Annotated in this window: 10 protein-coding genes and 2 pseudogenes; all 12 read left to right on the top strand. The window is 44.1% G+C overall.

Annotation, left to right across the window (positions count from 1 at the left end; all coding sequences use genetic code 11):
• Positions 1-422: 422 nt before the first annotated feature.
• Complete coding sequence (locus AB4323_RS07665; RefSeq protein ID WP_017063893.1) at positions 423-1,415, top strand: ABC transporter substrate-binding protein; 993 nt, start codon at positions 423-425, stop codon at positions 1,413-1,415.
• 147 nt (positions 1,416-1,562) lie between these two features.
• Positions 1,563-2,462: a proline/glycine betaine ABC transporter permease gene (locus AB4323_RS07660; RefSeq protein ID WP_017059591.1), complete on the top strand. Its 900-nt coding sequence runs from the start codon at positions 1,563-1,565 to the stop codon at positions 2,460-2,462.
• Entirely contained in the window at positions 2,455-3,687 is a 1,233-nt protein-coding gene (locus tag AB4323_RS07655; RefSeq protein ID WP_017059590.1) for a glycine betaine/L-proline ABC transporter ATP-binding protein, read from the top strand. The genes AB4323_RS07660 and AB4323_RS07655 overlap by 8 nt, the downstream gene beginning before the upstream one ends.
• 394 nt (positions 3,688-4,081) lie before the next feature.
• Positions 4,082-4,486, top strand: a complete 405-nt coding sequence (locus AB4323_RS07650; protein ID WP_102333323.1) for an Hpt domain-containing protein — start codon at positions 4,082-4,084, stop codon at positions 4,484-4,486.
• Between the two features lie 223 nt (positions 4,487-4,709).
• Positions 4,710-6,221 carry a sigma-54 dependent transcriptional regulator gene (locus AB4323_RS07645; RefSeq protein WP_102333322.1) on the top strand — a complete coding sequence of 504 codons (1,512 nt, stop codon included), beginning with the start codon at positions 4,710-4,712 and terminating at the stop codon, positions 6,219-6,221.
• Positions 6,202-7,308 carry a glycosyltransferase family 4 protein gene (locus AB4323_RS07640; RefSeq protein WP_102333321.1) on the top strand — a complete coding sequence of 369 codons (1,107 nt, stop codon included), beginning with the start codon at positions 6,202-6,204 and terminating at the stop codon, positions 7,306-7,308. The genes AB4323_RS07645 and AB4323_RS07640 overlap by 20 nt, the downstream gene beginning before the upstream one ends.
• 252 nt (positions 7,309-7,560) lie before the next feature.
• Entirely contained in the window at positions 7,561-8,937 is a 1,377-nt protein-coding gene (locus tag AB4323_RS07635; protein ID WP_102333320.1) for an O-antigen ligase family protein, read from the top strand.
• Between the two features lie 92 nt (positions 8,938-9,029).
• Complete coding sequence (locus AB4323_RS07630) at positions 9,030-9,815, top strand: DapH/DapD/GlmU-related protein (RefSeq protein ID WP_017063898.1); 786 nt, start codon at positions 9,030-9,032, stop codon at positions 9,813-9,815.
• Positions 9,808-10,926 carry a glycosyltransferase gene (locus tag AB4323_RS07625; RefSeq protein WP_017068358.1) on the top strand — a complete coding sequence of 373 codons (1,119 nt, stop codon included), beginning with the start codon at positions 9,808-9,810 and terminating at the stop codon, positions 10,924-10,926. The genes AB4323_RS07630 and AB4323_RS07625 overlap by 8 nt, the downstream gene beginning before the upstream one ends.
• Positions 10,923-12,347, top strand: coding sequence for a Wzz/FepE/Etk N-terminal domain-containing protein (locus tag AB4323_RS07620; RefSeq protein ID WP_017063900.1), 1,425 nt, complete (start codon positions 10,923-10,925; stop codon positions 12,345-12,347). Before AB4323_RS07625 ends, AB4323_RS07620 begins: the two co-directional genes overlap by 4 nt.
• Before the next feature lie 397 nt (positions 12,348-12,744).
• Positions 12,745-13,068: pseudogene (locus AB4323_RS07615) on the top strand (glycosyltransferase); the annotation flags it as partial.
• 80 nt (positions 13,069-13,148) lie between these two features.
• Positions 13,149-13,258, top strand: a pseudogene (locus AB4323_RS24565) (IS5 family transposase); the annotation flags it as partial.

The following is a 13,258-nucleotide window of genomic DNA, read 5'->3' as shown; positions in this document are numbered from 1 at the left end:
ATTTTAAAAACCATTCAACGCATTTCACACACATCAATCATGGTCTTACCCCCTTTAAATTCCTTCAAAAATCAACAGCCCCACGCCTAACTTTAGCGGTAATGTGACACAGACGGTTAAAGTGCCATGTAAATCGCATCAAAGATGGAATTCGTACGATTATTCCCTAAGATTATAAATAGAGGTGGTTTTTGACGAATTTGTAATAGTTTGACAAAGTTATCCGATGGCTGTTGAAACACAGTGGATGAATTGGCAAATCACACTTCACTGACTTTGCACGTTTATCTATTCAAACTTCACCCATCCCTCCTTCTGCTCAAATGGTTCAAATACACGGAAAGGATCACCATCGAGCAATTTAGATAATCAATTTACCTTGGTTACCTTAGTTGTATTATTAAAGAGAAAGGAAACTCAATATGAAATACAAGTTAAGCTCCGTATTTTTGTTAGTAGCAGCAGCCAGCGGTAATGCTAACGCTGGAGAATGTGGCAGCGTAACAATCGCAGATATGAACTGGAACTCTGCAACACTGATCGCCAATATCGACCAATTCATCCTTGAACATGGTTATGGGTGTGATGCTGAACTTATCCCTGGCGACACTATGCCAACAGGCACGTCTATGATCGAAAAAGGCCAGCCTGATGTTGCACCTGAACTTTGGAGCAACAGCTTAAAAGACGCATTAGATAAAGGTGTTGAAGAAAAACGTCTTCGCTACGCAGGTAAAGCACTTGTGAACGGCGGCGAAGAAGGCTTTTGGGTTCCAGCTTACCTAGTAAAACAGTACCCTGAAATGGCAACCATCGAAGGCGTACGCAAAAACGCAAGCTTATTCAAACACCCTGAAGACCCAGATACATCTGCATTCTACAGCTGCCCTGCAGGCTGGAACTGTCAGATCAGCGCCGGAAACCTGTTTAATGCTCTTGAGCTAGAAAACAGCGGTTTCACGATTGTTGATCCAGGCTCGAGTGCCGGCTTATCTGGCTCTATCGCAAAAGCTTATGAACGTGAAGAAGCTTGGTTTGGTTACTACTGGGCACCGACGGCTGTGCTAGGTAAATACGACATGGTTAAAGTCGACTTTGGCAGTGGCGTTAATGAGGAAGAGTTCCTTAACTGTACCACTAAAGAAGATTGTGAATCGCCAAAAGCGACCATGTACCCGCCTTCACCTGTTCACACGATTACCACTGAAAGTTTTGCGTCACGTGCTCCTGAAGCATACGACTACTTTACTAAACGTGGTTTCACGAACGACAAAATGAACTCGCTACTTGCTTGGATGGAAGACAACCAAGCTGATGGCGAAGAAGCGAGTCTGCATTTCTTAAGTGAATTCCCAGAAGTATGGCACCCATGGGTTTCTGAAGAAGTGGCTAAGAAAGTTGAAGCAGAGCTGTAAGAGCTTGATTTAATAACAAGTAATTACGCTTCAACAATAAAACAGAAATAACGTCGCTATACTTGATGTTATTCATGATTCGGAGCCCTTTTCATTAGCGATTTTCTTATCGCATGGACAAGTGGCTCCGAACTATAAGGATATAAAATGGCTGACAGCAATTGGTTATCAAGCTTTCCAGAGATGGAACGCGGTGATTTACGAACCATAAAAAAGACGCTAGATGGCGCATACCGTGAATTTTCCCGTGAATACGGCGAAATGATTGAATCTCTCTTTGACCCTCTTCTTTCATTCCTCGTTTGGTTTGAAAAACTCCTTATCTCAACACCTTGGATTATAGTCCTGGCTGTGTGTACCAGCCTTGTCTACGCAGCAAGCCGTTCTTGGAAACTGGCTCTAGGCTGTGTTGCTTCTCTACTTCTCATTGGTTACTTTGGAATGTGGGAAGACACCATGCGGACGCTCAGTATCATCACTGTATGTACCTTGGTTTCAATATTCTTGGGCATTCCGATTGGTATTGCGATGGCTCGTTCAAATCGAGCTCAGTCAATTGTTACGCCGATGCTCGATATCATGCAAACCATGCCTGCGTTCGTTTATTTGATTCCAGTGGTAATGCTACTGGGCATCGGTAAGATTCCAGGGCTAATCGCCGTGGTTATCTACGCGATCCCACCTGTAATTCGTCTAACTAACCTAGGCATACGCTTAGTTGATAAAGAAGTCCTTGAAGCCGCTACCGCTTTCGGTGCGAGCAAAAAGCAACGCTTATGGGGTGTTCAACTTCCTCTAGCAATGCCAACGATCATGGCGGGTATTAACCAAACCATCATGATGGCACTGTCTATGGTTGTTATCGCATCCATGATTGGTGTGAAAGGCCTAGGACAACCGGTTCTCAAATCGATTACTAACCAGTACTTCACATTAGGCTTGATGAATGGTTTCGCCATCGTTGCCCTCGCAATCCTTTTTGACCGCGCTTCTCAGGCGTACGCAAGAAGAACTAATGCGCATTTAGGAGGATTCAAGCATGACTAAACCATTGATTGAAATTAGTGGTCTGTACAAGGTGTTTGGACCGAAACCAATGTCTGTTATGAACCGAGTTCAAAACGGCGAACACAAAGATCAGATTCTTGCGGATACGGGTCATACCGTTGGTTTAAAAGAGATCAACCTTGAGATTAACCGTGGTGAAATCTTCGTTATCATGGGGCTTTCTGGCTCGGGTAAATCGACGCTGATCCGCCACTTCAACCGTTTGATTGACCCGACTCAAGGTAAAATCATGGTTGAAGGCATTGATGTGATGAGCCTCAACACTAAACAGCTAGAAGAGTTCCGTCGTCATAAAATGTCGATGGTATTCCAACGCTTTGGCTTAATGCCTCATCGCACTGTGGTTGAAAACGTTGCGTACGGGTTGGAAGTACAAGGCATCAAAAAAGAAGACCGTTTAGCAAAAGCCAACGAATGGTTAGAAACCGTGGGCTTGAAAGGTTACGGCAAGCAATACCCTGCGCAACTTTCAGGTGGTCAGCAACAACGTGTTGGCCTTTCGCGCGCTCTGTGTACTAACGCTGAAATCTTGTTAATGGATGAAGCCTTTTCGGCACTCGACCCTTTGATTCGAAGTGAAATGCAAGACCAGCTTATTGAACTTCAAGAGAAGCTTCATAAGACGATTGTTTTCATCACACATGATCTGGACGAAGCACTCCGCCTAGGCGATAGAATCGCAATTTTGAAAGACGGCGAGTTAGTACAACAAGGCACACCACATGAGATTCTGCTAAATCCAGCCGATGATTACGTGGAAGCGTTCGTGAAAGACGTAAACCGTGCTCGTGCACTGACCGTTGAAACCGTTATGCAGCCTCCTCTGTATCGAATCACATCAGAAACAATTGAAGGTGCTTTGGCACAAATGAAGATGCTTAAAAACGATTACGCTTATCACGTAACAGATGACGGCTATCAAGGCCTAGTCACACAAGAAAGTCTACAAGACGCCGTTGAAGATTCATCGGTACATGATTTTAGTGATGAGATATACGAAGAAGTCCCTGCCATCTTACCAGATGCGGTGATTGAAGAAGTGCTACCGGACACTATGTCTTGTGACTACTCTCTTCCAGTTGTTGATGAAGACGGTAATCTAAAAGGTGAACTCGAGAGAAGCGCTGTTGCTGATATCTTCTCAGAAAGTAGCGAGGAAGAAGTAGAAGCCGACCCAAAGCCAAAAATTGATAAAGCTTCGTAGTCCTACTTTTCGTGATTTAAAGCACGGCTGTTTAAATTATCATTGTTTGGGTTATCGTTATTTGAGTTATTGCTATTTAGATTAGCCTAAACTACATAAACCGCTCTAAGACCACTGTTGTTATTTCACTGCAGTGGTCTTTTTTATTTGTATCGGGCTCGTTTTCTTCTGAGATCTACCCGCACCTTAGGCTTTATAGGCACCTAAGTTTATATTTCATAAGAGAAAACAAAATAAAATCAGTCCGTTAGGTTTGTCACAAACCCAATAGCAAGATGAGTGAGATGCCAATTAAATGCTCTATTTGTACGGCAACCAGTTGAAATTATTCTAGAAAATGACTAAAACTTAATAGTATTAACAGATATTAAGCTCAATAAAAGGACTTAGTTTGATGAATTCTACTTTAGCGTCAGACGCAGCTACAAATCTAAACTCACAACAAGTGAGCGAGCTTGTCGATGAAAGCGTTCTGGAGCAAATGATTCGCGATACAAGTGCGGACATTATCCCTATCTTGATCGACCATTATGTCGAAGAATCACAAACACGCTTGGTCGCTATAAAAGAGGCAGTCACGCAGAAAGACGCTCAAACACTTGAGTTCGAGGTCCACACTCTCGGCAGCACAGCGCTTTCGTTAGGTAATCGCCCTTTGGGTGAATTAGCTCGAGCTTTAGAAAAGCTATGTTTAGAACAGAGTCATGATGCGGCATTTCGACAAGTTGATGAATTAATAGAGCTCGCAGAGCGTTCAATAAAAGCCTTGCTTGAAAGGAAAGAGGCAGGCTTCAGCTAGCTTTGCATGTTCATTATCGGTATCAGATTAAAAACTCAAAACAGTCGTTATTAATATAGTCGCCATAAGATGGGCTCCATCATGAACAGCAATGCGAGAAGTTATACAGGCCGCTTCTTAAAAGATTGTATGTGGTAGATAACAAATACACAAGACTCGTATTGATGGTTGCATATCACTATGTTATTGATTGGTTAGGATAAAGTTTCAAAAGGAATACACAATGCGCCCTAAGGTATTGTTAGTTGAAGACTCCACCTCACTCGCCGTACTCTACAAGCAGTACGTAAAAGACGAGCCCTATGATATTTTCCACGTCGAAACCGGCGCGGAAGCTAAGACCTTCATTGAAAGGCACTCTCCACAGCTTGTGATTCTCGACCTTAAGCTTCCTGACATGCCAGGCGAAGAAGTCTTAGATTGGATTACTGCTAACGAAATACCGACCGCTGTCATCATCGCGACAGCGCATGGTTCAGTAAACATCGCGGTAGACCTTATCCAACGCGGTGCAGAAGACTTCTTAGAGAAACCCATTCAAGCCGATCGACTCAAGACCTCTGTTAGCTTGCATCTAAAAAGAGCGAAACTCGAAAACCTCGTCGATAACATGCAAAGCAAATTCGATCGTGATCGTTTTCATAATTTCATTGGCTCTTGCCTACCCATGCAGGCGGTTTACAAGATCATTGATTCGGTAGCACCAACCACTGCCAGCGTGTTTATTAACGGCGAAAGTGGTACAGGTAAAGAAGTGTGTGCGGAAGCGATTCACCAAGAGAGTCAGCGTAATGGTAAACCCTTCGTGGCCATTAACTGCGGCGCTATCCCTCGAGACCTAATGGAGAGTGAAATCTTCGGTCACGTTAAAGGTGCGTTTACCGGTGCGACAACCGACCGGAAAGGTGCAGCAATGCAAGCGCATGGCGGTACCCTATTTCTCGATGAGCTTTGTGAAATGGAACTGGAGATGCAGAAGAAGCTCCTCAGATTTTTGCAAACTGGTACGTTTACTCCACTCGGTGGCAACCGCGAGATTAAAGTGGATGTCAGAATTATCTGTGCGACCAACCGCGATCCACTGGTTGAAGTAGAAGAAGGACGTTTTAGAGAAGACCTTTACTATCGTGTTCACGTTGTGCCTATCGAGATGCCACCGCTTCGCGAGCGAGGGAGTGACATTGTCACTCTTTGCAATCATTTCTTGAAGCTGTACGCGAAGCAAGACAAGAAGAAGTTCAAATCAATAGACAAAGAAACGCAGAATCTACTTAAACGTTATGCGTGGCCAGGCAATGTGCGTCAGTTGCAAAACATCATCCGTAACATCGTGGTGTTGAACAATGAAACGAGCGTGACTAAAGACATGTTACCGCCTCCGATTAATAAAGTAGATGCCGCTCCATCATCTAAATCAGTGACACCAGTTCGAGTAACTGCGCCTCAACCTGCAGTTGTTGAAGCACCAGAAGCTAAGTTGCCACCGATTACTCCGGAAGAGTTGGAACAATCGTCAGTTGCTCAAGCTCACAATGAGCCGATGACGCCTGCATTTACCACAAGCGAAGGTGCTATTCGTCCAATGTGGCAAATAGAACGTGAAGCCATTCAACATGCCATCAATCATTGCGATGGGAATGTGTTAAACGCTGCTGTGCTGCTAGAACTTAGCCCTTCTACTGTTTATCGTAAGAAACAGGCTTGGGAATCGGAAGATGAGTACAATCAAGCCTAACCAAGGTGTACTCGACATAAACCTTCATGAGATTTGGCTGTTGATCGACAGCCAAACTTTTGGAGGCATAGAAACGCATGTTTTAGAATTAGCACAAGGCCTGATATCGGAAAGCGCTCAGTATTCAGAGGCTGTTCGTATCGTTCTTTTGACTAAGTTTAATCCTGAAGCGATCATCGTTGAAAAGTTGAATGCGCTGAACATCCCTTTTAGTTACCTCTCCGATTTAGCCTCATGTTCTGTAGATTCAAATGGCAATAGCGCGACACAGCTGAAACGTGCAATTCAACATTATCAACCAAGGCTTATCCATGCTCATGGTTACAAAGCCAGTTTGGTCAGCAAGTTAATCAAGCTTCCGCCTCGTTTCAACAACACAAAGCAAATCACCACTTATCACGCAGGTGAAACCCCAAAAGGCAAAGTATGGCTTTATGATTGGCTCGACCGTTACAGCAGTTTTCTTTCTGATCAGTCGCTCGTGGTCAGTGAAAAGATTAAAGCGAAAGTGCCGAGTCAAACCCATCAATTGAATAACTTTGTTAAAATGCCAACCGGGTTAACAAGCTCCCCTTCATCAAGCCCATTCCATGTTGGTTTTGTGGGGCGATTGAGCCATGAAAAAGCGCCTGATCGATTTGTTGCATTAGCCAAACAGTTTCCTGATGTTCGGTTTGAGCTTTTTGGTGACGGGCCAGAAATGGACATCTTAGTTAAATCGCAGCCTGATAATGTGACCTTTCATGGGCATCAGACCAATATGGACGACGTCTGGAGCCAAATCGATCTGTTAATCATCCCTTCTCGCTTTGAAGGCTTACCTATGGCGGCATTAGAAGCCATGATTCGTGGCATTCCCGTTCTCGCCACCTCAGTTGGTAACTTGCCTCAACTCATCGAGCATCAAGTTAACGGCTACCTTGCAAATTCAGAAGCTGAGCTAGAACAGTTTTTATCTTTGTGGATGTCATTGACGAACGAGCAACGTGACTCTCTCAAGAGTCACGCGATAGAAACCGTGAAAAACCAATACTCTCCACAAGCCGTTGTCCCGCAGTTGTTGGAAATCTATCAACTCGACCGTTAATTCTAGCCTTAGTCGATAACTGGTTATTTGGGCTTGATGATTTAAGTACTTTAGTCAGTTTTATACTGATTCTCAAAATGACAAAACTCACCTCAAGGCTACGCCCTCACTTAATAATCCAACATTAAATCAGTAAGTTAAACAAAATGCATAACTGGCACTCACTTTGCAATCTTTAACATCAGGCGTAACTACGTCTTAAAAAGATTACGAGCCGAGTCCTAAAGAGTTTATTTGCCAATAGAGGTCACAATGGTCAACCCTGAAGCCAATAGATTGCCAGTCATCATCACGATCAGCACCTTGTGTGTTGGGCTTGGTGTTGTTTGGTACTTTGTGCCTCACCCTGCTGTCATTGTGGCGCTCGCTCTTGTGCCATTGGCCGGGTTATTCGTGTTAAACAAAACATTCTGGTTAGTTCTATTGTTCGTTGTCTTTTCATTTTTCCGAATTCACGAAGCTATACCTCAGCTCTATTCGCTAAAAATACCGCTGATGCTTTCATTAGGCGCTCTGTCGGCTCTTCTATGGCATGCATTAATCAGTAAAGAACTTAAAATCTTCTGGCACCCTTGTTTAAATTGGCTCGCCATATTTTGGGTATTGGTTTTCATTGGTATTATCTTCGCGTCCAACAGGCCAATAGCACTAGCAGAATTCAAGGGCGTTTATTGGAAAATTATAGTGATGACGCTTGCGATTACTTGGCTAGTAAACACCACGGAAAATCTCGCAAAAACCGCGATGACGATTATCTACGCTGGCGCTTTAGTCAGCTCTATTGCCGTGTACAACTCAGTAAATGGTATTGGGCTTGTCGAGGGCTCACGCGTGACTATTGGCCGCGATTTTGGCTCTATGTTAGGTGACCCGAACGACCTAGCACTGGTACTGATGTTCCCACTCGCCTTTACAATAAGCCAAGCCACCACGACTGGCATCTCACGATCCAAACGTTTAATCAGTGCCTTAGTTTGTCTGTTACTGCTCGCCGCCATTATTGCCACTCAAAGCCGTGGCGGATTACTGGGTTGTATTGCGGTGATTGGTATTTTTGCGTGGAAGCTAGTGCGCTCTAAAGTTCTCTTAATCTCAGTGGGAACTGTCGCGGCCGTGATGCTCTATTTAGTTGCTGGTATCTCAGACAGGTCTTCTGGTGGTGCAGCTGAACAAGGTATCGATGAATCTGCAATGGGGCGAATCTATGCTTGGGAAGCGGCAGTAAAAATGGCAGTTGAAAATCCACTGACTGGCGTAGGGTTGAACAACTTCTTCTCGAACTACTTCTTTTATAGTTCGCACTGGGACGGACTGAATCACGCCGTTCACAGTACTTGGTTTGGTGTGTTAGCAGAGACTGGCTTTATTGGTCTGATCATTTTTGTCTGCCTTATCGTTTCTTTGATCAAAACCTCTCGCTCTACGCTAACGAGATTAAAAAACTCGACCACAGAAATCTCCCCCGAGCTTAATGCGGTCGCCTATGCGATCTATGCAGGTCTGATTGGAACAATAGTGTCGGGGACATTTTTGACTCAAGGCTTCAACTGGCCGATTTATATCCTCGCAGCACTCACAGTTTGCGCCTCAAACGTATCTCAAACTGCCTGTCAAAATGAGAAAACCTAAAAGCTATATTTTAACTCATTGAAAATATTATATTTATTAAATGGCACAGTATATGAAAGTACTTCTATATAACAAAACAGAGGATTTTCATTATGACGTCAGTATCTATACATCAATTCAAACATTGGCTTAAGTTTCATCCTAATTCTCGAATTAGAAATGTGTTTTTCATTTTGAAAGACATCAGAAGCGCAGAGCTACCTACCCCTCAAGTACTTAATCGCTGCCTATATCAAGCGCACAAGCTAGTGGTGAATCTGGTTTCTGGCTTTACGCGATTCTTTTACTGGACTCCGGCTTTCAAAGGTCGTGTGGCTCAATGTGGCAAACGCCTGTATTTGTATGGTGGACTGCCTTTCGTCAGCGGTCCGGTGCAAATTACGATTGGCGACAACTGCCGTATCTCTGGCCACACGACATTCTCTGGTTGTACTCAACAACTTGAAGGCTTGGAACACCCACTATTGTCGATTGGCAATAACGTCGACATTGGTTGGCAGTCGACTATCGCTGTTGGAGGTAAAGTGGTTATCTCTGACAACGTACGAATCGCAGGCGGCGCTTTTCTATTTGGATACTCTGGACACCCGCTTGATGCAAAACGCCGAGCGCTAGGTGAAGGTGACGACCCTCAGCAAATCGGTGACATCATTCTTGAACCCGATGTTTGGTTAGGCACGAATGTGACGGTTAAAGGTGGCGTAACCATCGGCGAAGGTGCCGTAATAGCCGCAGGCAGCGTAGTAACAAAGAACATCCCGGCTTTTGCAATCGCAGGCGGTAACCCAGCTCGAGTTGTCGGTCACATTAAACCCGTTGAAGTGACAGAATCCGATATGTTCGATTCGTTAGAGACTCATGGAGGTGACCATGCGTGATTTAATCGTATTTGGTGAAGACTTTGGTGGCCTACCTTCATCGACTCAACATTTAGTTCGTCACCTTGCTAAGCAACACAAAGTCTTATGGGTCAACTCTATTGGCTTAAGACAACCGAAGCTGTCCGCTAAAGATGCCAGCCGAGCGTTCAACAAGTTGTTTGGTAAAACCAAAGCCGTTACTCAAAACATGCTCGACTCTGAGGGACACGACAACATTACTATCGTTAACTTAAAGACAATCCCTGCGCCTGCTTCTAAATTTTCTAGAAAGTTGGCTCAGCAAATGATGTTGCACCAACTAAAACCGATTATTGCGGAGCTTAATCTTAACGCGCCTATCCTATGGACTTCTCTTCCGACCGCTGTTGATTTGTGCGGACACTTAGGCGAGTCATCTGTGGTCTATTACTGCGGTGATGATTTTAGCGCGCTGGCTGGTGTTGATCATGACACCGTTGCACAGCACGAATCAGAGCTAATCGAAAAATCAACGCTTATATTCGCGGCTAGCAAAAAATTGATGGATAAATTTCCAAAGCATAAAGCGCACTTGCTACCACATGGTGTCGACGTAGACCTATTTTCAACACCCGCACCAAGAGCAAAAGATTTACCAAGCAACCACCGCCCTATTGCTGGTTTTTATGGCAGCCTTTCTAAGTGGCTTGATTATGAAATGATTGATCATGTTGCGAATGCGATGCCGGAATGGGACTTTGTTTTCATAGGTCCAAACGAGCTTGATACGCTCATGCTGCCTAAGTTGAGTAACGTACATTACCTTGGCCCTCGTCCACACCACACGCTACCAAGCTATTCTCAACACTGGGATGTGAGCTTGTTGCCGTTTGTTGATAACGAGCAGATCCGAGCGTGTAGCCCACTCAAACTAATGGAATACCTTGCGGCGGGCACACCCATTATCACAACACCGTTCCCTGCTTTGGTTCCATATCAAGGGCACGTAACCACGGTTGGCAGTGCCAACCAAATGATTTGGGCGCTTGATCATGCACGCGAGCTAAGCAACTCACCTATCTCTGTCGTCGAACAAGAGAGCTGGCAGAACCGTGGTAACTTCGTACATTGGATGTTGGAGCTATTATGAATAATCTGAAATTGCGGTTATTAGTCATCATCAATGCGATGTGGCGCCAACGCTACGTTATCGTTCTGCCAATGCTTATTTTGCCCTTTGTAGGCTTTGGTGTGAGCAAGTTGGCTCCAACTAAATATGACGCGCATACCAGTATGTTGATTCAAGAAACGGCCAAGATGAATCCATTCTTGGAAGACATTGCCGTTTCGACGATGCTCAAAGATCGACTTAACGCATTGAGAACACTGCTTCACAGTCGACATGTGCTTTACTCGGTCGCTGATGAACTGCAATTAACCACGCCAGATATGCCTGAAATTGAGAAACAAGAGATCATTACTGACCTGTCTCAACGTCTAACGGTGACTCAGCTTGGAAAAGATTTTCTAAAGATAAGTCTAACGTCGAACACACCAAATGGAATGGAAGCGACGCTGCGCTCGGTAAGTGAACATTTCATTGAACAGTTACTTGCACCGGAACGTTCATCGATTGAAGATTCAAGTAACTTCTTGAAAATCCATATCGACAAACGTAGCGCAGAGCTTGCAGAAGCAGAAGAAGCGCTAGCTGCATACATGAATGAGAATGTTCATTCGACGCCTGAGGTACAGAGCCAAAGTTTGAATCGCTTAGCTTCACTCAAACAAACATTGGCAGAAAAAGAGGCCGAGTTATCGGGTGTCGAAAAAAGTTTAGGGTCAATCGACCAACAACTTTCAAGAACCAACCCTGTGATCGGTAAATTAGAAGACCAGATCATCGACATTCGTAGCGACCTTACCTTGTTACAAGCTAAATACACGGACAAGCACAGTGCTGTGCAAGCTAAAGTGCGTGAGCTAGACAGACTAGAGAATGAACGTAAGAGTTTGCTCGAGGTAACCCAGCCAACGATGAACAGCGACCAGCTTTGGGACATCGCAAGTAGTACGACACTGAACAAACTTTCTGATACCCAACCTCTTCTGGTCACTCAATTACACAGCCTACAGCTGGTTCGTGCTCGCTTTGAGTCTTTAACTGAAGAGACCAAAAGCCTTCGAACTATGATTTTCGAATTAGAACACAAGGCCAATAACTTCGGCGAAAATGCAAAAGAGATGTACCGCCTTAAACGTCAAGTTGAAATCAAACGTCAACTATATGATGAACTGACAGAGCGTTATGAAATGGCTCAACTAACGGGTTCGCTTGGTGTATTTGAGCAAAACAAACGTGTGAAGATTATCGATTTGCCTTTCACACCGAGTGTCAAATCTAACATGCCGACTTTTGTTTTTATTCTGGCTGGATTCGTTGCAGGTATCGGACTGGGTATTGGTTTAGCGGTATTGTTTGAACTGTTTGATTCTTCAATCAAACGCAAAGACGAAATCGAAGATATCTTGGGTGTCCCTGTGATAACGGTGATCCCTAAAATGAGCTAGTCAGCCTCAAAGCCATTTTTGACTTGCTAGATTCACAGCTTTCAAATTTCCTAGCTTCGTGCTTCCTAGCTTTCTAGTTTCCAAGCTTCGTGCATCCTAGAGCAAAACGCCAACACTCGGTTGGCGTTTTGTTTATTTAGAGCCCCAGTTCTAATGCTACTTTCGATTTACCCAAGCCCTATGATTCAAACTGCCATTCAATTGTATTTTGTTTTGATTCCCATTTTGAGAAATGAAAACTGCCCTAGAATTAAATAATCTAAACAACTGAAAAATAACGGTTATTTAATTGGCACAACTCCTGCAATCTCCTTGTGTAGTTAAACGTTTTAAAGAAGTTACTTCAATAGAAACGTCAGAAAGGCGAAATAAGAATCACAAAGGCAGGGTCCAAACTATGAATACGCATTTAACGAAGCATGGCAAAATGATCATACACGTTGTTCAGCACCTTGCACCGGGTGGATTAGAAACCCTAACTCTGGATTTGCTGCGCCTTGCTAAACCAACAGACCAAGTGTTGATTGTCAGTTTAGAGGGTACTAAACAAGAGTCTATAAACAACTGGCCGAAGCTAGAGCCATACAAAAAGCAAATCGTCTTTTTGGATAAAGCACCAGGCGTACAATTCAATATCATTATTAAGCTAATTAAAGCCTTCAATGCGATTCGCCCTGATGTGGTTCATACCCATCATATTGGCCCACTGTTATACGCTGGTTAGGCGTTGTTGCCTAAATCAATTGAACCTTTTTCGAGTCCTGCGATCTGATCCTTTATGATGGTTAGAGCGGTGACAACATGGGTAAGGCGAAAAAGAAGATAACTAACTGGGCGGAGTACAATAAGGCTTTGTGCAAACGGGGCTCGGTTACGTTCTGGATAGATGATACAGCCGTAGATGCATGGCG

Origin of the sequence: Vibrio sp. 10N.261.52.C11 (assembly GCF_041471405.1) — a bacterium.
GTDB lineage: Bacteria > Pseudomonadota > Gammaproteobacteria > Enterobacterales > Vibrionaceae > Vibrio > Vibrio crassostreae_C.
The sequence above is the reverse complement of the archived record's forward strand: the minus strand, read 5'-3'. Positions and strand labels throughout refer to the sequence as shown.

Coding starts and splice junctions, on each gene's coding strand:
- AB4323_RS07665 (WP_017063893.1), top strand. CDS start 423: ATGAAATACAAGTTAAGCTCCGTATTTTTGTTAGTAGCAGCAGCCAGC.
- AB4323_RS07660 (WP_017059591.1), top strand. CDS start 1,563: ATGGCTGACAGCAATTGGTTATCAAGCTTTCCAGAGATGGAACGCGGT.
- AB4323_RS07655 (WP_017059590.1), top strand. CDS start 2,455: ATGACTAAACCATTGATTGAAATTAGTGGTCTGTACAAGGTGTTTGGA.
- AB4323_RS07650 (WP_102333323.1), top strand. CDS start 4,082: ATGAATTCTACTTTAGCGTCAGACGCAGCTACAAATCTAAACTCACAA.
- AB4323_RS07645 (WP_102333322.1), top strand. CDS start 4,710: ATGCGCCCTAAGGTATTGTTAGTTGAAGACTCCACCTCACTCGCCGTA.
- AB4323_RS07640 (WP_102333321.1), top strand. CDS start 6,202: ATGAGTACAATCAAGCCTAACCAAGGTGTACTCGACATAAACCTTCAT.
- AB4323_RS07635 (WP_102333320.1), top strand. CDS start 7,561: ATGGTCAACCCTGAAGCCAATAGATTGCCAGTCATCATCACGATCAGC.
- AB4323_RS07630 (WP_017063898.1), top strand. CDS start 9,030: ATGACGTCAGTATCTATACATCAATTCAAACATTGGCTTAAGTTTCAT.
- AB4323_RS07625 (WP_017068358.1), top strand. CDS start 9,808: ATGCGTGATTTAATCGTATTTGGTGAAGACTTTGGTGGCCTACCTTCA.
- AB4323_RS07620 (WP_017063900.1), top strand. CDS start 10,923: ATGAATAATCTGAAATTGCGGTTATTAGTCATCATCAATGCGATGTGG.